This is a genomic window from Dyella sp. AtDHG13 (genome assembly GCF_003201105.1).
In the GTDB taxonomy this organism is placed as follows: Bacteria; Pseudomonadota; Gammaproteobacteria; order Xanthomonadales; family Rhodanobacteraceae; genus Dyella; species Dyella jiangningensis_B.
The window spans coordinates 14,945-36,777 of the sequence record NZ_QICJ01000003.1 but is presented as its reverse complement, the minus strand read 5'-3'; the positions used below and the strand labels follow the sequence as shown (position 1 = coordinate 36,777).

The following is a 21,833-nucleotide window of genomic DNA, read 5'->3' as shown; positions in this document are numbered from 1 at the left end:
CGCCGCCGGCATGGCGGCGGTCACATACTTGCGACTACCCTGCCCGTCCGATGAATCGCCCCAACACCTCCACCGCCCCGGCTCCAGAGCGACGACTGCGCCTGCTGAGCTGCAACATCCTGGCCGGCGCCAGCGTGCAGCGGTACAGCGAATACCTCACGCGCAGCATCAATGCCGTGCTGCCGGGCCGCAGCAAGCTGGACAACCTCGACCGCCTGGCCGAAGTGCTGCCTCAGTTCGACGTGATCGGCCTGCAGGAGGCCGACGCCGGCAGCCTGCGCTCGGGCTTCCTCAACCAGACGCGCTACCTCGCCGAAGCGGCGGGCATGCCGTTCTGGAGCCACCAGCCCAATCGCCCGATGGCGCGGCTGGCGCACTCCGCCAACGGCCTGATCAGCCGGCTGGAACCCACCAGCGTGCTGGACTATCCACTGCCCAGCCGCATTCCCGGACGCGGCGCACTGCTGGCGCGCTTCGGCCAGGGTCCCGATTCGCTGGCCGTGATGATCGCCCACCTGTCGCTGAGCGCGCCGGCGCGCGCCAAGCAGCTGGGTTTCATCGCCGAGGTGCTGCAGGACTATCCGCATGCCGTGCTGATGGGCGACCTCAACACCGAGGTGCGCAGTGCGGAAATGAAACACCTGTTCTCCAGATCGAGCCTGGTGCCGCCGGACCAGTCGACGCCGACCTTCCCGAGCTGGAAGCCGCGGCGCGCGCTGGACCACATCCTAACCTCCGAAAAGATCCAGCTCGACAAGGTGTGGGCGCTGCCGCAGGCTTTCTCCGACCACTTGCCCATCGCGGCGGAAATCCGCCTGCCCAGCCATATCGCACCACGCCCGCACAAGACGCGCCGATGAAACGAACCCTACGCTCGACCCTGCCCTGGCTGTCGCTGATCGTCATCGGCGCCGTCGTCTATGCGCTGCGCTACACGCTGGTCGAATCGCCGGACGTCGCCCACCTGTGCGACACGGCGGCGTCTTTCCAGTGCACCGTGCGGCACGTGGCCGTGATGGGTTTCATCCTTGCGCCGCTGCGCATGTCGGCCAGCTACAGCTACCAGATGGGCATCTACGGCTGGGTGGCGCTCGCCGCCGCCGTGCTGGCGCTGTCGTGGAAGAAGCCGTTCGCCGCGTGGCTTGCCGCGGCGACGGGTACGGTGGCGGTGATCCTGTATTGCTTCGTGCCGGGCGCGTTCGCGCTACTGGTAGGCTGCCTGCGCCTGGTGCGGCTGCAATCGGACGGCGCGGCGCCACTCGATCATCACCGCGCCGGCGGTCGCGAGATTCACGCCCAGCCATAGCCAGGTCGACGGATTGAGCCCGATCTCCTGCGCCACCACCACGGCGGCCAGCAAGGGCAGCACGCAGGCCATGAAGCGTTCTTCCACAATGGGCAGCACACAGTTGCCGCGCGTTTCCATCAGCGATGCGATGAGGAAGCCCACCGCCGGCGGCCAGAACAGGCCCAGCGGGAAGTCGCGGTAGCGGCCGTCGAACACCAGCAGCAAGTCGTAGAACGCCAGGCCGAACATCCACAGGAAGCGCAGGCGGCGATCCGGCAGGCGCAACGATGCGCCCGCCAGCCGCGCGGCGACGCGCCGCGCCAGGTAGATCGCCGAGAGCAGCGCCAGCGCGCAGAGCAGGCCGGTAAACACCCACTCCAGCGGGTTGCGGCAATCGAAGATCATGCGACGCCCCTGCCATGCGAGGGACGTGGCCGTGGCGAAACCCGCGATGGCCAGCGCGACGCGGCTGCGCGTGTTGGCCAGGTCGCGGCGCCAGAAACCGGCCAGCAGAAACAGCACCGCGCCCGCGGCGCCGGCATACCAGCCCATGATCCAGTTCGGCTCTTCGACCACCGGGCCCTGCATGCTGAACTTGGGTTTGGCGTCGACATCGAAGATGCCCCAGTAGCCGCCCACCGTGCCTTCCTGTTCGCGCTTCCACGGCTGGTCGAAGGCTTCGATCACGTTGTAGGGCATGTCCACGCTGCCGGCGTAGCGTAGGAAGTCGCGCAGATAGCGGGCTTCGTTCACCAGGCTCGCGCTGGCCTGCCGGCGCGGACGCCCTTCGCTGGGCCAGCCGGTTTCGCCGATCATCACGGCCTTGCCGGCGAAGCGCGCCTTCATGCGTGCGTAGACGTCCGCCACATGCTGGAGCGCGTCCTCCGGCGGCACGGGCTGGTCTTCCCAGTACGGCAGGATGTGGATGGTGATGTAGTCGACCGAGTCCGCCATCTGCGGATAACGCAGCCAGAACTCCCACACGTCCGCGTAAGTGACCGGCACGTGGTCGTCATGCAGCGCGCCGCGCACCTTCGCGAGGTAGCCGGCGATGGCTTCGGGCGACTGCTCGCCGCGCAGCAGCACTTCGTTGCCGACGATGACGCCGCGGATCACTTCCGGGTACGCCTTCGCGGTGGCGATGCCGCTGGTCACTTCGCGATCGTTGAACGCCTTGTCGCGGCCAAGCCAGATGCCCATCAATACCTTCATGCCGTATTTCTGCGCGATGGCCGGCACGGCATTGAGGCCGAAGCTCTGCGAGTAGGTGCGCACGCAGTCGAAGCGTTCGGAGAGGGCCTTCAGATCCGCATCGATGCGCTCGGGGCTGACGAAGGCATGCGGATCGAGCGGCGTCTCGCCCGGCTTGCGGAACGGCGCGTAGGACACGCACGCGATGCGCGCCGTCGGTGCATCGGGCAGCGGCACGGGACGCCCGATACGCCACCACCAGAGCGCACCGCAGACCATGGCGAGGACAAGGATCAGCCATGCGATGGGAGCGACGCGGGACGACGGCGAGGACGGGGGCGACATGCACTTCCTGGTATGCGCCGGACGCGGCGCCTCGGGGTGGCCGATTCTAACAGGCAGCCTGCCCACGCCATGCACGTGTTCCGCTGACAGCAGGTTTCACGTCACGCTCAGCGGGCAGTGTTCATGCTGCCCCGTCCCGCGCAGCGCGCCGCCTCCTGCGGAACCGCGAACTACACTGCGCTGGCATCGGCACAAGGAAGGAGTAGTCATGTCCCTGCACGCAGCACCGCGGCGAATCGCCCGACGCCTGCTCATCATTGTCGCCGGCCTGGGGCTGGCGGGCGCGGCAGTCGCCGCCGAACCTACCGAGGCGCAGCGCACCGCCTTCAAGCAGGCCTACGCGGCGGCCCAGCAGGGTGGCGACGGCTGGCGCAGCCTGGCCGGCAACCTGCAGGACTACCCGCTGTATTCGTACCTGGAGGCGGCGTCGCTCACGCATGACATCCGCCAGATCCAGCGTCCGCAGGTGGAGGACTACCTCAAGCGCTATCCGGGGCAACTCGCCGCGAGCGACCTGCGCCGCGACTTTCTCACCGAGCTCGCGCGCCGGCAGGACTGGGACGGTTTTCTCGCGATGTACCAGCCCGGCCTCGGCGACGCGCTCGCCTGCAATGCGCTGCAGGCGCAGCTGAGCAAGGGAACGCAGCTCGATTTCGAACGCGACCTGTCCGCCCTGTGGAGCAAGCCCAAGCTACCGAGCGCCTGCGATCCGGTGCTGAGCGCCGCGCATGACCAGGGCCTGCTCACCACACCGCGGCTGTGGGACCGCATCGACCGTGCGGCGGACGCCGTGCAGCCGGGCACCATCAACAGCCTTGCCGCGTGGCTGCCGGCCGGCGACGCGGAATCCGCGCGACGCATCGCCTCCGCACTGAGCGACCCGGGCGCCGCCGCCGTGGCGGCGAACCAGTGGCCCGATTCCGCGCGCAGCCGGCAGGCCGCCATGCTGGCGCTGGAACGCCTGGCGCGCCGCCAGTCCGTGACGGCGGATATCGCGTGGCAGAAGCTGCAGGGGCGTTTCGCGTTTACGCCTGAGCAGCGCAACCGCGTGATGTACGCACTGGCCCTGTTCCACGCCACCGATTACGACGCCAGCGCGCTGTCGCGCCTGGCCGCCTTGCCGGCTTCCGTGCAGACCGACACCAGCCGCGAATGGCGCGTGCGCGCCGCGCTGGCGCAGCAGGACTGGAACGCCGTGCTCGCCGCCATCGACGCCATGCCCGCCACGCAGCAACAGGATGGCGAATGGCGCTGGTTCCGCGCCCGCGCCTTGACGCAGACCGGGCGCGAGGCCGAAGCGAAGCAGGTGCTCACCGGCCTGTCGACGGAGCCGACGTTCTTCGGTTTCCTCGCGGCCGATCGCGTCAACGCCCCCTACGGCATCTGCCAGCTGGATCTGGTCGGCAACCCGCAGCGCGAACGCGCCCTGCTCGCCAATGCGGGCCTGCTGCGCGCGTTCGAGGCCTATGCCGTCGGCCTGCCCAAACAGGCGCGTCGCGAATGGACGCAGGCGCTCGACGGCGCCGACGCGGAGACGATGAAGCTGGCGGTCGATCTCGCCAATCGCCGCGGCTGGTACGACCGCGCGGTATTCACCTTCAACACCGGCGACGCGCTGCGCTATTACGAGCAGCGCTTTCCGCTCGCCAGCCAGGACGGACTGGTGCCGCAGGCGCAGCAGGCCGGCATCGACCCGTCGTGGGCCTACGCCATTCTCCGCGCGGAAAGCGCCTGGATGGCCGATGCGCGCTCCGGTGCGGATGCGCGCGGCCTTATGCAGTTGCTGCCCTCCACCGCGGCGCTGGTCGCCAAGCGCAACGGCATCACCTGGACGGGCGGCGACTCGCTGTACGACCCGATCACCAACATCATCCTGGGCACGCGCTATCTCGCGCAGATGGCGGACCGCTTCAACGGCGCTCCCTGGCTGGCCAGCGCCGCGTACAACGCGGGCCCCGGCAAGGTCGACCAGTGGCTGGCCGCGCGCGGCACGCTTCCGCCGGACCTGTTCATCGCCACCATCCCGTACAAGGAAACGCGCGAATACGTGGCGCGCGTGATGTCCTTCGCGGTGATCTACGACTGGCGCCAGCACGGCAACGCCGTGACGCTGTCGCGCTGGCTGACGCCCATCGGCCAGACCTACCTGCTGCCGGATGCCCATAGCGAGCGTAAGCTGGCGACCTGCCCGGCCGTGGCCGCACCCGTGCCGGCGGAGGCCGGCTCGGCCGCTCCCGCCAGCAACCTGCCGCCGCCGGCCTCGGCCAGCAGCAGCGGCACGCGATGAGCCGGAGAACGCAGGTGACGGTGAAACCCAAACAACTGGTGGTGCTCGGCGGCAGAGGCTTCGTCGGCTCGCATCTGCTGCCGCGGCTGGCAAGGGACGGCCATCGCATGCGGCTGCTTTCGCGCAATCGCGAGCGGCGACGCGCCCTGGCCGTGCTGCCGGGCGTGAGCATCCGCAGCGTGGACGTCTATGACGCCAATGCGCTGCGCCGCCAGTTCGAAGGCGCCGATGCAGTGATCAACCTGGTCGGCATCCTCAATGCCTTTGGCGAGCAGACGTTCCAGCATGCGCACGTGGAGCTGACGCAGCGCATCCTCGGCGCGTGCCAGGCGGCGGGCGTGCCGCGCCTGCATCACATGAGCGCGCTCAAGGCGGGCCAGGGCCTGTCGCAGTACCTCAAGAGCAAGGGCGAGGCGGAAGCGCTGGTGCGCCATTCGTCGCTGGATTGGACCATCTACCAGCCCAGCGTGATGTTCGGCGCGGGCGGCGGACTGGTCGATCGTTTCGCCACCCTGCTGCGGCAGATGCCGGCCTTGCCGCTGGCGCGCGCCTCGTCGCGCATGGCGCCGACCTGGGCCGGCGACGTCGCCGAGGCGATGGCGCGCTGCGTGGGCAACGACGCGCTCGGCGTCGACCAGAGCTTCGAGCTGTATGGCCCCGACGTGCTGACGCTGGGCGAGATCGTGCGCATGATCCGCGACACCATGGGCGTGCGCACGCCCATCATCCCGCTGCCGGACACCCTGGGCCGCCTGCAGGCGCAAGTGGCGCAGCTGCTGCCGGGCAAGCCGTTCTCGCTCGACAACTTCCGCTCCCTGCGTACCGATTCGGTCGGCAAGACGGACGGCTATGCGTCCCTGGGCATCGTGCCGCAGCCACTCGCGGCGTGGCTGCCGGTGCTGCTGAAGGAGCCTGCGCGCCAGCGGCGGCTTTCGGGGGCGCGCTCCACCGGGCGGTGAACGTTTCGCGGAGCTCCTGTCGCGGTACGGCAGGGCCTCCATCACGGCATGGCAGAATCGCTGCATGCGTACCTATCTGGTTGGCGGCGCCGTCCGCGACAAACTGCTGGACCGTCCCGTGGTCGATCACGACCACGTCGTGGTCGGCGCGAGCCCCGACGACATGCTGTCGCGGGGTTTCCGCCCGGTGGGCAAGGACTTTCCGGTGTTCCTGCATCCGCACACCGGCGAGGAATACGCGCTGGCCCGCACGGAACGCAAGACCGGCCGCGGCTATCACGGCTTCGCCTTCCACGCCGATCCCTCGGTGACGCTGGAAGAGGACCTGGCGCGTCGCGATCTCACCATCAATGCCATGGCGCAAACCGAGGACGGCCAGCTGGTCGATCCTTTCCATGGCGCGCGCGACCTGGAGCAGCGCCTGCTGCGCCATGTGTCCCCCGCGTTCGTGGAAGATCCGGTGCGCCTGCTGCGCGTGGCGCGCTTCGCCGCGCGGTTCGCCCCGCTGGGCTTCACCGTGGCGCCGGAAACCATGCAGATGATGCAGCAGATGGTGCGCGACGGCGAGGTGGATCACCTCGTGCCCGAGCGCGTGTGGCAGGAAACGCGCAAGGCGCTGGCCGAAGCGCAGCCCTCCGCCTTCCTGCGCGTGCTGCGCGAAGCCGGCGCGCTCGCTGTGCTGTTCCCTGAAGTGGACGCGCTGTACGGCGTGCCGCAGCGTGCGGAATTCCATCCGGAGGTTGACACCGGCGTGCACGTGGAAATGGTGCTCGACATGGCCGCCCGCATCGCCCCCGGCAATGACGTGGTGGGCTTCTGCGCCCTCACGCACGATCTGGGCAAGGCGCTGACGCCCGCCGACGTATTGCCGCGCCATCTGGGCCACGAACACGCCGGCGTCGCACCGCTGCGGCGTCTGGTGGAGCGCCTGAAGGTGCCAACGGAACACGCCGCGCTGGCCGAGCAGGTGTGCCGCGAGCACCTCAACGCCCATCGAGCCTTTGAACTGAAACCCTCCACGGTGCTGCGCCTGCTCACCGCGCTGGACGCCCTGCGGCGGCCCGAGCGGCTGGCGCTGTTCCTGGCCGCCTGCGAGGCCGACAAGCGCGGGCGCCTGGGGCACCAGGACGACGCCTACCCGCAGGCCGGCTACCTGCAGCGCGCCCGCGATGCGGCGGCGGCCGTGCGCTCCGAGCCATTCGTGGCCGACGGCCTGAAAGGGCCTGCCATCGGCGAGGCCATGACGGCGGCCCGCGTGGGCGCCATTGCTGCGTTGCGACAGTCCCCGGCCTGACGTCCCTTCAGGCAAAGCCAGATGAAAGACAGCCTGGAATAAGGTAGAAAGTTCCGTGTCCGCCCGCCCGACATCGCCGGGCCGGTTCCGTCGATGACCGCGGTCGCCCGATCATGCCGCCCGGCCGTTTCTCGGCCTGCCCTTGTGTTCCGCTTTTTCCGGAGTTTCCCGTGCCGACTGCGTACCAACCGACCTCGCCGCTGCGTCAGCGGTTCCGCCCGCTGTGGTGGCTGGCCATCAGCTACGCGCTGATCGGCGCGCTCACGCGCATCGTGCTGCTCTTCATGGCGGGCGGCGGCGTACCGCACAACCCGCTGTACTGGGCCTATGCGTTCGGCGTGGGGCTGAGTTACGACCTGATCGCCTTCGTCTATCTGGCCTGGCCGCTGATGCTGTACCTGTGGCTGGCGCCGCAGCGCATCTACACCTCGCGCCTGGGCCAATGGCTGCTTTACGTCGGCGGCGCCGTGCTGCTGTTCGGCCTGCTGTTCGTGGCCGCGTCGGAGCTGGTGTTCTGGGGCGAGTTCGGCACGCGCTTCAACTTCATCGCGGTGGACTACCTCGTCTACACCACCGAAGTGATCGGCAACATCCGCGAGTCGTACCCGCTGGGCACCTGGATCAGCCTGCTGGCCCTGGCGACGCTGGTGGTGGTGTGGCTCAGCCGCCGTGGCCTGCAGGCGGTGGACGGCGGCAGCACCTTCCTCCAGCGCAGCAAGGTGGTGCTGGTGTGGCTGCTGATCACCGTGGTCACCGCGGTGGGCATCAAGGGCACCTTCAAGGACCGCACCGACAACGCCTACGTGAACGAGCTGTCGGGCAATGGCGTGTACGAATTCTTCGCCGCCTTCCGCAGCAGCCACCTCGACTACTCGCGCTTCTACCGCACCCTGCCCGAGGACGAGGCTTTCAAGCGCGTGCGCGAACTGGTGAAGACGCCCGAGGCCACCTACGTCAGCGACGATCCGCACGACCTGACCCGCGAGATCCGCCACGCGGGCCCGGAGAAACACCTCAACGTGGTGCTGATCAGCGTGGAGAGCCTGTCTGCCGATTTCCTCTCTGAATTCGCGGACAAGCAGCGCGGCAACATCACGCCCAACCTCGATGCCCTGAGCGACAAGAGCATGTTCTTCGAGAACCTCTACGCCAACGGCACCCGCACGGTGCGTGGCCTGGAGGCGCTGTCGCTCTCCGTGCCGCCGACGCCGGGCGACTCCATCGTCAAGGCGCACAACAACGAGAACCTGTTCTCCGCCGCGAACATCTTCAACGACCGCGGCTACCAGTCGGACTTCGTCTACGGTGGCTACGGCTACTTCGACAACATGAACTACTTCTTCTCGCACAACGGCTATCGCGCGGTGGACCGCAACGATATCGCCAAGGGCGAGACCATCCACCACGAAAACGTGTGGGGCGTGGCGGACGAAGACCTCTACACGCTGGCGCTCAAGCAGATGGACGAGGCCCATGCGCAGGGCAAGCCGTTCTTCCTGCACATCATGACCACCTCCAACCACCGTCCGTTCACCGTGCCCGCCAACCGCGTACCGCAGAAGAACGGCACGCGCGAAGCCGCCGTGGCGTACACCGACTGGTCGATCGCCGACTTCCTCAAGCGCGCGCAGGACAAGCCGTACTTCGACGACACGATCTTCGTGATCACCGCCGACCATTGCGCATCCAGCGCGGGCCGCACCAGCGTGCCGATCAATCGCTACCACATCCCGCTGTGGATCTACTCGCCCAAGCACATCCCGCCGCAGCGCGTGACGCGGCAGATGGCCCAGGTCGACATCATCCCCACCGTCATGGGCCTGCTGAACTTCAGCTACCGCAGCCGCTTCTTCGGCGCCGACATCTTCCAGCTGGAACCCGGCCGCGAACGCGCCTTCCCCGCCACCTACGAAAAGCTCGGCTACCTGCACGGCGACGTGCTCACCGTGCTCGAACCGCAGCGCAAGCTGGAACAGATCAAACCCAACTTCAGCAACGGCGACGCCGTGCCGAACACCCCCGTCGACCAGACGCAGGTGGACGACGCCACGGCCTACTACCAAGTCGCTGCGTATCTGTTCAAGCATGGGCAGATGGTGAAGCGGGCGGATGACAGCAAGCCGGTGAACTGAACCCGGTGAGGCGAGGGGCGGCGGTTTCTGAGAAACTGACGCCCCCGCAATCCTGAGCCATGGCCGGCATGAAGCCTTCCCGGACGACCCGCGTCGCAGTACTGATTCCCTGTTACAACGAGGCCGTCGCCATAGCGGCGGTGGTCCGCGACTTCGCGGCTGCGCTGCCCGACGCGGGCATCTACGTCTACGACAACAATTCCTGCGATGACACCATGGCCGTCGCCAAGGCCGCCGGCGCCATCGTGCGCAGGCAGGATCTGCAGGGCAAGGGACATGTGGTCCGCCGCATGTTCGCGGACGTCGATGCCGATGTGTACGTGCTGGTGGATGGCGATGCGACCTATCACGCCGCCGACGCGCCAGCCATGGTGGATCGCCTGCTCGACGAAAAGCTGGACATGGTGGTCGGCTCGCGCGTCAGCGATGAGCTGGAGGCCTACCGTCGCGGGCACCGTTTCGGCAACTGGCTGCTCACCGAGCTGACCTCGCGCATCTTCGGCCGCACGTTCACCGACATGCTCTCGGGCTACCGGGTATTTTCGCGCCGCTTCGTGAAGTCGTATCCCGCGCATGCGGCAGGCTTCGAGGTGGAAACCGAGCTCACGGTCCACGCGCTCGAACAGCACATGCCGGTAGCCGAGGTTCCCACCCGCTACATTGCCCGCATGGACGGATCGGTTAGCAAGCTCAGTACCTGGACCGATGGCTGGCGCATTCTCATGACCATCCTCAAGCTCACCAAGAACGGCAAGCCGCTGGCGTTCTTTTCCGTCGGCGCCGTGATCAGTTCGGTGCTTTCCCTGATCCTCGCGATACCGCTGATGACGACGTATGCGGAAACCGGTCTGGTTCCGCGTTTTCCGACGGCCATTCTGTGCGCCGCGCTGATGCTGCTCGCCGCGATCTTCCTTGTCTGCGGACTGACCTTGGATACGGTGACGCTGGGGCGCCGCGAGGCACGGCATCTGGCCTACCTGGCCTGCACGTCGCCCGGTGAAGACGAGGCGCGGGACTGACATGAACAACCCGCAGACACGTACTACCCACCGCTGGTGGGTGATCGGCCTATGCCTCGCTTTCGGTGCCGCGCTTTCCGTGGCGCTCGGGCAGGATATCTTCTGGGACACGCGCAACTATCACCTGTACAACGCGTGGGCCTTCCTGCATGACCGCTACGCGATGGATATCACCGCGGCGGGTTTGCAGAGCTACTTCAATCCCCTGCCCGACCTGCCCTATTTCCTGCTCGCCACGGGGCCATTGAACGCATGGCCGCGCTTGCTCGCCGCCGTGCAGGGCCTGTGGTTTGGCGCGCTCGCCTATCTGGTCCTGTGCATCGCCCAACGCCTGGCCGCCCTGCAGCAGCGCCGCTTCGGCGCTGCCGATGTCTGCGCCGCGCTTATCGGTGCCACGGGCACGATGGCCGTGTCGCAGGCGGGCAGCACGACCAACGAGATCCAGCTCGCCGTGTTCCTGCTGTTGGGCCTGTACGTGCTCATGCCACTGCTCTCGGCGACTGCACCGCCGCGCCCCCTGGCTCGCGCCCTGTGGGGCGGGCTCTGCTGTGGCTTGGCTGCGGGCCTCAAGCCCACGGCCATCGTCTACCCGCCTGCCATGGCGCTCGCCCTGCTCATCGCCATGGGCGCTGGACGCAAGCTGGCATGGCAGGCGGCGATGGCCTATGCGACAGGCGCCTTGGCCGCCTTTGTGCTCGCTTATGGCTATTGGGGTTGGCACCTGTACCAGGCGACGGGCAATCCGATCTTCCCGATGTTCAACCAGGTGTTCCATTCGCCGCTGACAGTGAGCGGCGGCGGCACGGATGGACGGTTCCTTCCTCGCAATCTCTGGCAATGGCTGTTCTATCCGTTCTTCTGGATCGGCAAACAGCGCAACGTCGTTACCGAGTCGCTCTTCGCCGACGCACGCTATGCCCTGGCGATGCTGGCGATCCTCGCATTGCTCGCGGCGCGGCTGATCCGTGGGCCAAGTTCGGTGCAGGCGAATGCCGGCACGCGGATACTCGCCATCTTCGCTGCGGTCGGCTACGTCCTGTGGATGGCGCTGTTCTCCATCCTCCGTTACGCCACGCCCATCGAGGCACTCACGGGCCTGCTGATGCTGTGCGCCGTGCACGCATGGTGGCCTCGCCTGTGGGAGAAAAAGCCAGCGCTGCGAACCGCGGGTTTCGTCCTGTTGCTGCTGGTCATTCTTGGGAACACCACGTATCCCAATTGGTGGCGCGGCGCGTACGCCCGTCATGCGATCGAGGCCGATATCGGCGAGGTGGAACTCAACAGCCTGGTGATCCTGGCCGGCAGCCCCGATGCCTATCTCGCCCCGCTGTTTCCGCAGGCGGAAAACATCCAGTTCGTGGGCCTGACCTGGTTCACGCGCGCATCGCAGGATCGCGGCCTATGGACGCTCACGCGGCAGCGCCTGGGCGAACACACGGGTGCCTTCTATCTCGTGCGCCGCGACGATCCGGGCACCGCGGACGAGTTGGCCTTGCTGAAGGACATGCTGCCGCAATATCGCGCCACCGATTGCCGCCCGATTCATTCCAACATGGAAATCAGCCGTGGCGGCAAGGACATGTCCCAGGGGCTCAGTCTCTGTCGCTTGCAGAAGGGCTGACCGGCATCAAAGCCGATCGCCCTGATCCGCTTCCAACAACTCGACCGGCAGCGGCAGTGCTTCCATGCCGCGCGCGAAGAGCATGACCTGGAAGCGTTCGCCCATCTGGTCCGGCAAGGTGAGTTTTTTCACCTGCTGGGCCAGGTCGTAGCGCATGGCTTCATCCGTTGCGGCTTCGTAGGCGGCGCCAAAAATGTCCTGCAGGCCGCTGCCGATCAGGAACTGCGCCTGCGTCATGTAGCCGGCCACGCCGAAGCCCGCGCTGTTGCCGGCCTCGGCCAGCGCGGTGAAGTCGACCGATGCGGTCAGGTCGTTGAGTCCCGGTAGATGCAACGGGTCGCTGTGCGCGCGGTGGCGATAGAACGCGCGCAAGGTGCCGTCGTTGCGCTCGGGTAGGTAATACTCGCGGCGCACATAGCCGTAGTCGGCGAAGACCATGAGGCCGGCGGTGAGCGAACCGGCGATGGCCTGGATCCAGTAAGGCAGCTGCGGCAGGATTTCCGAGCGGTAACCGTCGGGGAATTCCGCTTCGATATCGCGCTCGACGTGACGCACGGCGCCGGACACCAGCGCATCGGCGGGACGATCCACGCGCATCAGGCGGCCTTCGCCATCGAGCGCGACGTACTCTTCGTAGACCTCGCCCGCCTTCATGGCGAAGCGCGTGGTCGGCAACGCGTCGATCACCTCGTTGGCGAACAGCACACCCTGCCAGTCCTGCTCGGGCGGGCGGTCCAGCCACAGCACGTGCGCGAACAGTTCGGAGGGCAGCGCCGCCGCCAGGCGTTCGCGCTGACGTTCGCGCAGGTCGGCGCTGGGTTCGAGGATGTAGTAGCGCCGGGGCAGCGCGCCCTGCGCGGCGAAGGCCTTGAGCGCGGCTTCGGCGAACGCGCCGCTGCCGCCGCCGAGTTCGAGGAAGTCGGCGTTGTCGCCCAGCATCTGGACGACGGGATAGGTCGCGTTGACCACGCACCGCGCGAACAGCTCGCCCAGCTCGGGCGCGGTGATGAAGTCGCCGGCCTCGCCGAACTTGGTCTTGCCCGCGCTGTAGTAACCCAGGCCCGGCGCATACAGGCAACGCTCCATGTATTGCGAGAACGGCATGGGGCCGTGCGCGGCGATTTCCTCGCGTAGCCGTGTGAGCAATCGATCGGAGTGGGCGCGCTCGTCGGCGCCGGGGTCGGGAAGTCGGGAAGACATGCGCGTTGCCTGCGGGGAAACGCCGCAATTCTAACCCATGCCCCGCCATAGCCCCGTGAGGGGGAGGAAGGCTATGGCGGGGTCATTGGCCCAGCTGATCTTGGAGCCCGTTCGCGATCTTCACGTAGCCCGCGAACAGGCTCTTAGAAACTGAAGTCCTTCTGCAGGCTCAGGTACACGCCGCGACGCGGCCCGAACTGCGGTGCGCCCACGCCCACGCCGGTGCCGTCGCGCAACTCGTAGGTGCGGTCGAGCACGTTGATCACCGCCAGCTGCGTCTTGACCGTGCCGAAGCTGCCGAAGGTGAAGTCGTGGCCGACGTTGACGTTGAGCTGGAAGTAGTACGGCAGCGACGCACCGTTCGGAATGCCGTCACCGTCCTTGCGCAGGCCGCTGCCGAAGAGGTAGTCGGCGCCCACGCGCGTGCTCTTGTTGAACGAGTAGGTGATGCCTCCCGAGGAGGTGAGCTTCTGGTCGTGGTCCAGGTGGATCCAGTTGTCGGCGATGTAGGCCAGCTCGTCCGGACCGAAGTTGTACTGGCCGGTGAGCACCTGCTTGCCCATGGCGCGGTTGTACGCCGCGTTGAAGTACGCGGTGACCGGGCCGTTGTCGTAGCTGGCGGTGAACTCGACGCCGCGGATGCGGCCCTGGTTGTAGTTGAAGTTGGAATAGATCAGCGCCGTGCCGAACTGGCCTTCGTCCTGCAGGCGACGCACGTCGCGGTAGTACGCATCCAGGCCCAGCGTGAGCGTGGAACCGAACTGCTGCTGCACGCCCAGGTCGTAGTAGTTGGAACGCTCGGACAGCGGCAGGTTGTTGCCGCCGCTCGGCAGCTGGTTGGTGGTGCCGTTGAAGCGGGCGATGTTGGTGTCGTCGATCACTTCCGTCGCGGGCGGCGTGAAGTAGCGCGAATAGCCGGCATGGATGGTGGTGCTGTCGGTGGCCTGGTAGACCACGCCCACGCGCGGGCTCAGCTGGCTTTCGGTGCGGAACAACTCGTAGCGGTCGCCGCGCACGCCGTAGTTCACCGTCCACTTGTCGCTGATGCTCCACTCGTCCTGCACGTAGGCCGAGTAGGTGCGCGCCAGCAGCCTCGTCGCATCGTAGATGCCGATGGGCGTGGTGCTCGCCTGCGAGCCGTCCGGGTTGGCCGGGAACACCAGCGAGTTGTTGCTGATGTTGCCGCGCTCGAACTCGCCGTACAGGCCGTAGCGCAGCGTATGGCTTTCGCCCAGCGGCGTGGAGAAATCCGCCTGCAGGGTGCCGGCCTTGTTGGTGCGGTTGATGGTGGAGGCCACGCCGTTGAACATCAGGTCGCCGATGTCGTCGGGCGTGTAACCCACATGGGTGTATCGCCCGCCGAGCGACACCTGGTAATCCGTCTTGCCCAGCTTGCCCTGCAGCGACAGCACGCCGAAGGTCAGCTTCTCTTTCTGGCGCTCGTTGAGGTTGGCGGAATTGAAATCCACCGTGTCCAGGTAGCCGAACTGCGGCGTCTGGTCGGGGTTGTTGGGAATCTCGAAGCGATTGTTGGTCGCGCCGAACATGAAGCTCAGGCGTGTGTCCTCGTCGATCAGGTACGACACGTCGCCGAAGCCCTTCACCTGGTTGGTGTGGTCGTGGATCGGCTTGCGGCTCGACGTCGGGTTCTCGATGCCGACGTCGTTCTCCAGGTAATTGGCGGTGACGAACCAGCTCCAGCGGTCGTTGCTGCCCCACAGCGAGGCATTCGGGTTGATGGTGCCGAACGAGCCGCCCGTGATGCCGACGCTGCCGCCGTTGCCCAGGTCATGGCCGCTCTTGGTGTCGATGTCCACCACCGCCGCCGTGCGCAGGCCGTATTGCGCCGGCAAGGCGCCGTCCAGCAGCGTCACGCTCTTGATGGTGCGCGCGTCCAAGGTCTGGCCGAAGCCGGAAATCGCCTCTGGAATGATCACGCCATTGATGCGGTACTGCAGGTTCGCGTGGTCGCCGCGCACGTGCAGGCCGCCGTAGGAATCCTGCACCACGCCCGGCGCCTGCAGGATCACCTGGTTGAGCGGGGTGGCCTCGCCCAGCGGCAATTGCTGGATGGCCTTCTGGTCGATCACGTACTGGCTGCTGCCCGTGTCGGGCGACAGCGAATTGCGGGCCTGGTCGAGGGCGGCGTTGACGTCGACGGCGCCCAGCTCCTTCACCTTGGCGGGTTTGTTGCGGGTGGCGCCGGTGCTGTCCGTGTCGCTGCCACCGCCGTTGGCATTCGGGGCGACGGTGCTGGTGTCCGGGCTCATGGCGGTCTGGGCGAAAGCGGCCGGGGCGGCACCCAGGGCAACGGCAAGACTCAAGGCAAGCAAGCTAGGTTTCATCGGTTTTCCGGAAAGGGGCGGTGAAGTTGTTATTTTCGATACGTTATAACATTGCCATTCTAGCCCAAGGGCCGCCTGCCCCAGAAGTCATGCCTGCCTGGACAAAGCCTCTGTTCAGGCCGGGCCAGCCAGGGCTCAGCCGAATTTCACCCGCGGGGCCTAGACTTGGGCCCCATGCGGCTCCCGCCGCCCCAGCGAGCCGCCCCATGCCCAAGTCCTCCTCCCAGCTTCCGGCCGTGATCCACGACCACAGCCGCGTGACCCAGGCCATCCTGGACTTCGTGAGCCAGATCCCCGACAGCCAGGTGCCCGGGGCGAAGGACCCGGAAAAGGCGGCCCGCCGCCTCGCCGCGCGCGCCCAGCAACGGGCCGCGCTCACCGCCGGCTCGCTGGCCCTGCCGCCCGGCCCGCTGGGCTGGCTGACCGTGCTGCCCGAAGTCATCGCGATCTGGAAGATCCAGGCCCAGATGGTCAGCGACATCGCCGCCGCCTACGGCCAGCACCAGGAGCTGAGACGCGAGCAAATGCTGTGGTGCCTGTTCCGCCACACAGCCGCGCAGGCCTTCCGCGACCTGGTGGTGCGCGTGGGCGATCGCCTGCTGTTCCGGCGTGTCACCTACTCCGTGATCGAGCGCATCGCCAAGACCGTCGGCATCAAGGTCACGCAGCGCGCCGTGGGCAGCGGCCTCTCGCGCTGGCTGCCGGTGGTCGGCGCCATGGGCGTGGGCGGCTACGCTTATTACGACACGGGACAAGTGGCGCGCACGGCCATCGCCATGTTCAGCCAGCCGTTCGCCAGCGATGCGCCGGCCGGCGGCGAAGCCATCGAGCAAGCGACCACGCCCGCGAGATGACGCCAACCCCGCTTTGGGGCAAGCTCCCCGCCGGATTGCGCCACGCAGGAGCCCACGCATGAACCCACGCCACGAACGCCCCGTCGCCCTGATCACGGGCGCGGGCAAGCGTGTCGGCGCCGTGATCGCGCGCACCCTGCATGCCGCGGGTTATGACCTGGCCCTGCACTATCGTCATTCCGCCGCAGAGGCCGAACTGCTCGCCGCCTCGCTGGAGCGCCAGCGCAGCGGCAGCACGTTCGCCGTGCAGGCCGAGCTGGCCGATCTCGATGGATTGCCGGCGATGGTGCAACGCGTGGTCGACCGCTTCGGCCGGCTCGACGCGCTAATCAACAACGCCTCGGCGTTCTATCCCACGCCGGTGGGCACGGCCACGCCGGCGCAGTGGAACGAGCTGTTCGCGTCGAATGCGCAGGCACCGTTCTTCATCGCGCAGGCCGCCGCGCCCGCGCTGCGCGAAGCGCGCGGGGCCATCGTCAACATGGTGGACATCTACGCGGAGCGGCCGCTCGCCAACCATCCGTTGTACTGCATGGCGAAGGCCGCGCTGGAAGCCATGACGCGCTCGCTCGCGCTGGACCTCGGCCCCGACGTGCGCGTCAACGGCGTCGCGCCCGGCGCCGTGCTGTGGCCCAGCGACGGCAAACCCTATGACGACCAGCAAGCCATGCTGGCGCGCACGCCGCTGCGCCGTGTCGGCTCGCCCGAGGACATCGCCGACGCGGTGCTGTGGCTGCTGCGCGACGCGCCCTTCGTCACCGGGCAGATCATCCGCGTGGACGGCGGGCGAACGCTGTCCGTCTGAACGCATGTGGCCGCGACGAGGCGCGGCCACATGACATTCCCGAAAACGCTCCCGCCTACTTCTTCGGCTTGAACGCCTGCTCCAGCATGGCTTGGTCGAAGCCGTAACCCACTTCGCCGTCCTCGGCATAGCGATACAGCGCGGCGGCATAGATGCCCTGCAGGGAGGCCTGGATCAGGCCAAGCAGGGTGAGCCCCACCACCACGATCACGGTGGCGGCGATGATGGCCGCCATCGACTGCGTGGCGAACGCGCCACCGACCAGCAGGGCCGCGACCACGATGGCCAGGAACATCAGCAGGCCAAACACCACGCCGATGCCCGCATTGCCGATGATGTTCTCGCCCCAGGTGCGCTTGAGCAGCTCCACGCTGCGCGAAATCGCTTCGGTCGGGCCCACGTCCTGGCTGGCCAGCACCGGCACCACCAGGAAGGTCGCGACCGTCCAGGCCAGGCCGAGGAAGCCCGCCACGAGGCGACCGATCAACCCCAGCCGTTCCTGCAGCGCGCGCAGCACCAGACCCACGGTGGCGGCGATCAGCGCATAGCCAAAGATGCTGACGATGCGCGAACGGGCGATCGCCATGCCTTCGCCAAAACTGGTCTGCTCCCCGCGCAGACGCGCGAGCGCCGCACCGGCCAGCGCGGTGTTGAAGAAGATGATCACGAAGTACTGCGCAAGGTAGAACAGGAACATCAGCACATAACCACCCGCGGTCATGCGATGCCCCTGCTCCGCCACGTCGCCGGCGGCCACCATCGCGGCGATCACCGGGATCAGGAAACTCGCCGCCACCAGCAGGCAGCAGATGCTGGACGCCAGCGGAAACATCAACAGCGACTTGTCCGAGCGCAATACGTCGGCGCTGGCCTTCATCAGGCTCCAGCTGCGTGCGAAACGACCTGCCATAGCGGTTCTCCCCCGGTCCTGTGGTGGGTGGGAGTTCTAGCAGTTTTTGGGGGTGCGGCGACAGTGCGGTATTCATTGGCGCAATGTCGACACCGCCCCTCAACCGTCAACCCCGCCTCACCGTCATTCCCGCGAAAGCGGGAATCCAGCGACTTTTAATTCCGTCTCTTCCGCGAGCATGTAAAGGCACTGGATTCCCGCTTTCGCGGGAATGACGGTGAGGACGACATAGCTTCAGGAACTCTGGTTGCCCCTCAAAGCGGCTCCGGCTCCAACGGCTCACTCGCCGCCGGAAACGCCTCCCACAACGCCTGCATGGTCTCCCCATTCACCGGATGGCGAAGCTGCGGTGCGATATCCGCGATGGGCTTGAGCACGAAGGCGTGCTTGAGCTCCTTGCGCGGAATATCCAGATGCCCTTCGCCCTGCCGCACCAGGTCGTCGTACAGCACGATGTCCACATCCAGCGTGCGGTCGGAGTAGCGCGGCACGTCGCGGCGGCGGCCGTGGCGGTCTTCCAGTGCGTGCAGCCAGTCGTTGAGCGCCTCGGGCGACAGCTCGGTATCCAGCCCTACGGCGAGGTTGACGAAATCCGCGCCGTCGAAGCCCACCGACTTGCTGCGGTAGGCCGGCGAGACGGACAACGCGCCGAACCGCGCGCGCAGTTCGTCCAGCGCGGCATTGAGATAACGCACGGGTTCGAGGTTGGAACCCAGGCTCAGGTAGACGCGTGCCATCGATTCAACGCGTCACTGCGGGCGGATGCCACGCTCGATGCGCACGCCCACCGACTTGGCGCCGCGCACCGCGCCTGGCTTGGACAGCTTCAGCCGCACCCACGACACGCCGAATTCCTCGCGGATGATCGCGGCGCAACGCTCCGCCAGCGTCTCCACCAGCCCGAAGCTGGACGCGCCGACGTAGTCGATCAGGCGCTTGGACACGTCCTTGTAGTTGAGCGTGAGCGCGATGTCGTCGCTTGCGGCGGGCACGGTGTTGTCGAACGCCATTTCGATGTCGAACGACAAGGTCTGGCGCACGCGGCGCTCCCAGTCGTAGATGCCGATGACGGCATCGATGCGCAGGTCTTCGATGAAAACGATATCCATGCGGATAGGTTACCGGTCTCCCTGCGCCAGCGCACTTGTGCGCCACGCGGGAGACGCGCCGTCACACCGCTGGCGGCAGGGTTTCCAGATCCCAGCGGGGGAACACCTGCACCGACTCGTCCTGGTGCTGGCCGTGCGCCAGCCGGATCGCGCCGGCCAGGGCGATCATCGCGCCGTTGTCCGTGCAGAAGGCCAGGCGCGGAAAGTAGGCCTTAAAGCCATCCTTCGCGCCCGCCGCGGCCAGCTCCGCGCGCAGCCGCTTGTTCGCGCCCACGCCACCGGCGATCACCAGGCGCTTCGCCCCGGTAGCCTGCAACGCGCGGCGGCATTTGATGATCATGGTGTCGACAATCGCCTCTTCGAACGCGCGGGCGATGTCGGCGCGGGTCTGCTCGCTCTGGTCCGATTGCTGCCAGGCCAGCAGCACCTGGGTCTTGAGGCCCGAGAAGCTGAAATCCAGGCCGGGTCGGTCGGTCATGGGGCGCGAGAAACGGAACGCGCCTTCGGTGCCCTGCTCGGCCAGCTTGGCCAGCGCGGGGCCGCCGGGATACGGCAGGCCCATCAGCTTGGCGGTCTTGTCGAAAGCCTCGCCGGCGGCGTCGTCCAGCGTGTCGCCCAGGATCCGGTACTCGCCGATACCCTTCACCTCCACCAGCATGGAGTGGCCGCCCGACACCAGCAGCGCCACGAAGGGCGGCTCGGGCGGGTCTTCCTCCAGCAGCGGGGCCAGCAGGTGGCCTTCCATGTGGTGCACGCCGATGGCCGGCACGCCCAGCGCCCAGGCCATGGCCCGCGCGGCGGAGGCGCCCACCAGCAGGGCGCCGACCAGACCGGGGCCGGCGGTGTAGGCGACGCCGCCCAGGTCGGCCGGGCTCAGTCCGGCCTGGGCCAGCGCCTCGCGCACCAGCGGCAGCAGCTTGCGCACGTGGTCGCGGCTGGCCAGCTCCGGCACCACCCCGCCGTATTCGGCGTGCAGCTTGATCTGACTGTAGAGGGTGTGTGAAAGCAGGCCGCGGCCGGGCGCGTCCGGCTCCCAGCGCAGCAGGGCCACGCCGGTCTCATCGCAGGAGGTCTCGATGCCCAGTACCGGCTTGTTGATCACCGGGCTGTATTGGGGCTTTGAAATTGCTGTCGTTTCCACGTTATACTTCGCGGCTCACCGTATTCAAACGGCCCGTTCAGGCGAGCCAGTCTACCACTTGGAGTTTCCATGCCCAGCGTAAAAGTCCGCGAGAACGAGCCGTTCGAGCTTGCCCTCCGCCGCTTCAAGCGCACCTGCGAAAAGGCCGGCGTCCTGGCCGAGACCCGCAAGCGCGAGTTCTACGAGAAGCCGACCCAGGAGCGTAAGCGCAAGCGTGCAGCAGCCGTGAAGCGTCACCTGCGCCGTCTCTCGCGCGACACCTCGCGTCGTACGCGCCTGTACTGAGCCCCGTCGTCCGCCCTGCGGACGGTGTGAGGTTCCGGCGCCTTAGGCGCCATGACAGGTAGCCTGGCAGCTGGCGCGTCCATCCGCTGCCGCTGTCTTCGTAGACCTACACTAGCCGGCGTTGCCTCAGCAACGCCGGCTTTTGTGTTTCCCAAGGAAAAAGCCCATGACCCTGAAACAGCAGCTCACCGACGACATGAAGACCGCCATGCGTGGCGGCGACAAGGACCGCCTGGGCGTGATCCGGCTGATCCTGGCCGCGGTCAAGCAGCGCGAGGTGGACGAGCGCATCGAGCTCGACGACGTGCAGACGCTGGCCGTGCTGGAGAAGATGGTCAAGCAGCGCAAGGACTCCATCAGCCAGTACGAGGCGGCCAACCGCCAGGACCTGGCCGACGTGGAACGCGCGGAAATGAAGGTGATCGAGGCCTACCTGCCGGCCAAGCTCAGCGACGAGGAAATCGACGCGCTGATCGCCGCCGCCATCGCCGAAACCGGCGCCAGCTCGGCCCGCGACATGGGCAAGGTGGTGGCCGTGGTGAAGGAAAAGGCCGCCGGCCGCGCCGACATGGGCGTGGTGTCCGGCCGCATCAAGGCTCGCCTGGCCGGCTGATCGCCCGCACGTCCTGCCAGCGCCTCAGGGCGCTGGCGTACCCTTTTTCCCAAGAGCAACACCCGACGCCAACAGGCGCGTTACGGCCGCCGCACAGCCCACGCATCCAGGCTTGCGCCTTAACGGCGCCACATCCTTTGCATGAACGGCCACACGCGCCATGCACAAGCCTGCTGCACGCTCTTCACATGGTGAAACCTAGAACGGGACCGCCACCGGCGACGCCGGCGGCGCCTTTTCCTCTCGGGAGTGTCACATGCTGAAATGGGCCATCATTCTCGCCATCGTCTCGATCGTGACCGGCTGGCTCGGCTTCGGCACGCTGTCCGGCGTCACGGGCGGCATCGCCAAGATCCTTTTCGCGATCTTCATCATCCTGTTCCTGCTCGCCCTGCTAGCCGTCATTGGCCTGATCCACGTGGCCTAGGGCGACAC

General features: G+C 67.2%; 20 protein-coding genes. 13 read left to right on the top strand and 7 right to left on the bottom strand.

The genetic code is table 11. From position 1 onward, the window contains the following. Positions 1-50: 50 nt before the first annotated feature. Positions 51-860, top strand: coding sequence for an endonuclease/exonuclease/phosphatase family protein (locus BDW41_RS06150; protein WP_074545281.1), 810 nt, complete (start codon positions 51-53; stop codon positions 858-860). Continuing rightward, positions 857-1,306: a hypothetical protein gene (locus tag BDW41_RS06145; RefSeq protein ID WP_074545284.1), complete on the top strand. Its 450-nt coding sequence runs from the start codon at positions 857-859 to the stop codon at positions 1,304-1,306. Before BDW41_RS06150 ends, BDW41_RS06145 begins: the two co-directional genes overlap by 4 nt. Here BDW41_RS06145 and BDW41_RS06140 read toward each other — a convergent pair. Next, positions 1,205-2,824 (bottom strand): glycosyl hydrolase family 17 protein, encoded by a 1,620-nt coding sequence (locus BDW41_RS06140; protein ID WP_074545287.1) that lies wholly within the window; start codon positions 2,822-2,824, stop codon positions 1,205-1,207. The two genes, BDW41_RS06145 and BDW41_RS06140, sit on opposite strands and share 102 nt — an antisense overlap. A 208-nt stretch (positions 2,825-3,032) precedes the next feature. Between BDW41_RS06140 and BDW41_RS06135 the strand changes: the two genes are divergently transcribed. From BDW41_RS06135 to BDW41_RS06110, 6 genes are all read left to right on the top strand, one after another. Continuing rightward, a complete protein-coding gene (locus BDW41_RS06135; RefSeq protein WP_074545289.1) occupies positions 3,033-5,111 on the top strand; it encodes a transglycosylase SLT domain-containing protein in 2,079 nt (692 codons plus the stop codon). A 20-nt stretch (positions 5,112-5,131) separates the two neighbouring features. Continuing rightward, positions 5,132-6,070, top strand: a complete 939-nt coding sequence (locus tag BDW41_RS06130) for a complex I NDUFA9 subunit family protein (RefSeq protein ID WP_110301559.1) — start codon at positions 5,132-5,134, stop codon at positions 6,068-6,070. 64 nt (positions 6,071-6,134) lie between these two features. Beyond that, the gene (locus BDW41_RS06125) at positions 6,135-7,364 is read left to right on the top strand and encodes a multifunctional CCA addition/repair protein (protein WP_074545295.1); all 1,230 of its coding nucleotides are present in this window, start codon (positions 6,135-6,137) and stop codon (positions 7,362-7,364) included. Between the two features lie 170 nt (positions 7,365-7,534). Next, positions 7,535-9,496, top strand: a complete 1,962-nt coding sequence (locus BDW41_RS06120; RefSeq protein WP_074545299.1) for an LTA synthase family protein — start codon at positions 7,535-7,537, stop codon at positions 9,494-9,496. 68 nt (positions 9,497-9,564) lie between these two features. Beyond that, the gene (locus BDW41_RS06115) at positions 9,565-10,515 is read left to right on the top strand and encodes a glycosyltransferase family 2 protein (RefSeq protein WP_074546340.1); all 951 of its coding nucleotides are present in this window, start codon (positions 9,565-9,567) and stop codon (positions 10,513-10,515) included. Between the two features lies 1 nt (position 10,516). Beyond that, entirely contained in the window at positions 10,517-12,136 is a 1,620-nt protein-coding gene (locus tag BDW41_RS06110; RefSeq protein ID WP_074545302.1) for a glycosyltransferase family 87 protein, read from the top strand. A gap of 6 nt (positions 12,137-12,142) precedes the next feature. Here the strand turns inward: BDW41_RS06110 and BDW41_RS06105 are convergent, their stop codons facing one another. Together BDW41_RS06105 and BDW41_RS06100 are read right to left on the bottom strand one after the other, a co-directional pair. After that, complete coding sequence (locus tag BDW41_RS06105) at positions 12,143-13,336, bottom strand: SAM-dependent methyltransferase (RefSeq protein ID WP_074545306.1); 1,194 nt, start codon at positions 13,334-13,336, stop codon at positions 12,143-12,145. A 143-nt stretch (positions 13,337-13,479) separates the two neighbouring features. Further along, the gene (locus BDW41_RS06100) at positions 13,480-15,681 is read right to left on the bottom strand and encodes a TonB-dependent receptor (protein ID WP_074545310.1); all 2,202 of its coding nucleotides are present in this window, start codon (positions 15,679-15,681) and stop codon (positions 13,480-13,482) included. 206 nt (positions 15,682-15,887) lie between these two features. Here BDW41_RS06100 and BDW41_RS06095 point away from each other — a divergent pair, with 206 nt between their 5' ends. Together BDW41_RS06095 and BDW41_RS06090 are read left to right on the top strand one after the other, a co-directional pair. Next, positions 15,888-16,535, top strand: coding sequence for a hypothetical protein (locus tag BDW41_RS06095; protein ID WP_074545313.1), 648 nt, complete (start codon positions 15,888-15,890; stop codon positions 16,533-16,535). A 58-nt stretch (positions 16,536-16,593) separates the two neighbouring features. Further along, positions 16,594-17,340, top strand: coding sequence for a pteridine reductase (locus BDW41_RS06090; protein WP_074545317.1), 747 nt, complete (start codon positions 16,594-16,596; stop codon positions 17,338-17,340). A 55-nt stretch (positions 17,341-17,395) separates the two neighbouring features. Here the strand turns inward: BDW41_RS06090 and BDW41_RS06085 are convergent, their stop codons facing one another. From BDW41_RS06085 to tsaD, 4 genes are all read right to left on the bottom strand, one after another. After that, complete coding sequence (locus BDW41_RS06085) at positions 17,396-18,250, bottom strand: DUF6159 family protein (RefSeq protein WP_074545321.1); 855 nt, start codon at positions 18,248-18,250, stop codon at positions 17,396-17,398. A gap of 254 nt (positions 18,251-18,504) precedes the next feature. Continuing rightward, positions 18,505-18,987, bottom strand: coding sequence for a 2-amino-4-hydroxy-6-hydroxymethyldihydropteridine diphosphokinase (gene folK / locus BDW41_RS06080; protein WP_074545324.1), 483 nt, complete (start codon positions 18,985-18,987; stop codon positions 18,505-18,507). 12 nt (positions 18,988-18,999) lie between these two features. Further along, positions 19,000-19,359 (bottom strand): dihydroneopterin aldolase, encoded by a 360-nt coding sequence (gene folB / locus BDW41_RS06075; protein WP_074545327.1) that lies wholly within the window; start codon positions 19,357-19,359, stop codon positions 19,000-19,002. Between the two features lie 61 nt (positions 19,360-19,420). Continuing rightward, positions 19,421-20,500: a tRNA (adenosine(37)-N6)-threonylcarbamoyltransferase complex transferase subunit TsaD gene (gene tsaD, locus BDW41_RS06070; protein ID WP_233496794.1), complete on the bottom strand. Its 1,080-nt coding sequence runs from the start codon at positions 20,498-20,500 to the stop codon at positions 19,421-19,423. A 69-nt stretch (positions 20,501-20,569) separates the two neighbouring features. Here tsaD and rpsU point away from each other — a divergent pair, with 69 nt between their 5' ends. The 3 genes from rpsU (at position 20,570) to BDW41_RS06055 (ending at position 21,825) form a co-directional block, all read left to right on the top strand. Then, positions 20,570-20,785 carry a 30S ribosomal protein S21 gene (gene rpsU, locus BDW41_RS06065; RefSeq protein WP_014404075.1) on the top strand — a complete coding sequence of 72 codons (216 nt, stop codon included), beginning with the start codon at positions 20,570-20,572 and terminating at the stop codon, positions 20,783-20,785. Positions 20,786-20,951: 166 nt separating this feature from the next. After that, the gene (locus BDW41_RS06060; protein ID WP_074545330.1) at positions 20,952-21,398 is read left to right on the top strand and encodes a GatB/YqeY domain-containing protein; all 447 of its coding nucleotides are present in this window, start codon (positions 20,952-20,954) and stop codon (positions 21,396-21,398) included. Between the two features lie 256 nt (positions 21,399-21,654). Then, the gene (locus tag BDW41_RS06055) at positions 21,655-21,825 is read left to right on the top strand and encodes a DUF1328 family protein (protein ID WP_074545334.1); all 171 of its coding nucleotides are present in this window, start codon (positions 21,655-21,657) and stop codon (positions 21,823-21,825) included. The last annotated feature ends 8 nt before the right edge of the window (positions 21,826-21,833 follow it).

Excerpts from the sequence above, each read along its gene's own strand:
- BDW41_RS06150 (WP_074545281.1), top strand. The coding sequence starts at position 51 with ATGAATCGCCCCAACACCTCCACCGCCCCGGCTCCAGAGCGACGACTG.
- BDW41_RS06145 (WP_074545284.1), top strand. The coding sequence starts at position 857 with ATGAAACGAACCCTACGCTCGACCCTGCCCTGGCTGTCGCTGATCGTC.
- BDW41_RS06140 (WP_074545287.1), bottom strand. The coding sequence starts at position 2,824 with ATGTCGCCCCCGTCCTCGCCGTCGTCCCGCGTCGCTCCCATCGCATGG.
- BDW41_RS06135 (WP_074545289.1), top strand. The coding sequence starts at position 3,033 with ATGTCCCTGCACGCAGCACCGCGGCGAATCGCCCGACGCCTGCTCATC.
- BDW41_RS06125 (WP_074545295.1), top strand. The coding sequence starts at position 6,135 with ATGCGTACCTATCTGGTTGGCGGCGCCGTCCGCGACAAACTGCTGGAC.
- BDW41_RS06115 (WP_074546340.1), top strand. The coding sequence starts at position 9,565 with ATGAAGCCTTCCCGGACGACCCGCGTCGCAGTACTGATTCCCTGTTAC.
- BDW41_RS06110 (WP_074545302.1), top strand. The coding sequence starts at position 10,517 with ATGAACAACCCGCAGACACGTACTACCCACCGCTGGTGGGTGATCGGC.
- BDW41_RS06105 (WP_074545306.1), bottom strand. The coding sequence starts at position 13,336 with ATGTCTTCCCGACTTCCCGACCCCGGCGCCGACGAGCGCGCCCACTCC.
- BDW41_RS06100 (WP_074545310.1), bottom strand. The coding sequence starts at position 15,681 with ATGAAACCTAGCTTGCTTGCCTTGAGTCTTGCCGTTGCCCTGGGTGCC.
- BDW41_RS06095 (WP_074545313.1), top strand. The coding sequence starts at position 15,888 with ATGCCCAAGTCCTCCTCCCAGCTTCCGGCCGTGATCCACGACCACAGC.
- BDW41_RS06090 (WP_074545317.1), top strand. The coding sequence starts at position 16,594 with ATGAACCCACGCCACGAACGCCCCGTCGCCCTGATCACGGGCGCGGGC.
- BDW41_RS06085 (WP_074545321.1), bottom strand. The coding sequence starts at position 18,250 with ATGGCAGGTCGTTTCGCACGCAGCTGGAGCCTGATGAAGGCCAGCGCC.
- folK (WP_074545324.1), bottom strand. The coding sequence starts at position 18,987 with ATGGCACGCGTCTACCTGAGCCTGGGTTCCAACCTCGAACCCGTGCGT.
- folB (WP_074545327.1), bottom strand. The coding sequence starts at position 19,359 with ATGGATATCGTTTTCATCGAAGACCTGCGCATCGATGCCGTCATCGGC.
- rpsU (WP_014404075.1), top strand. The coding sequence starts at position 20,570 with ATGCCCAGCGTAAAAGTCCGCGAGAACGAGCCGTTCGAGCTTGCCCTC.
- BDW41_RS06060 (WP_074545330.1), top strand. The coding sequence starts at position 20,952 with ATGACCCTGAAACAGCAGCTCACCGACGACATGAAGACCGCCATGCGT.
- BDW41_RS06055 (WP_074545334.1), top strand. The coding sequence starts at position 21,655 with ATGCTGAAATGGGCCATCATTCTCGCCATCGTCTCGATCGTGACCGGC.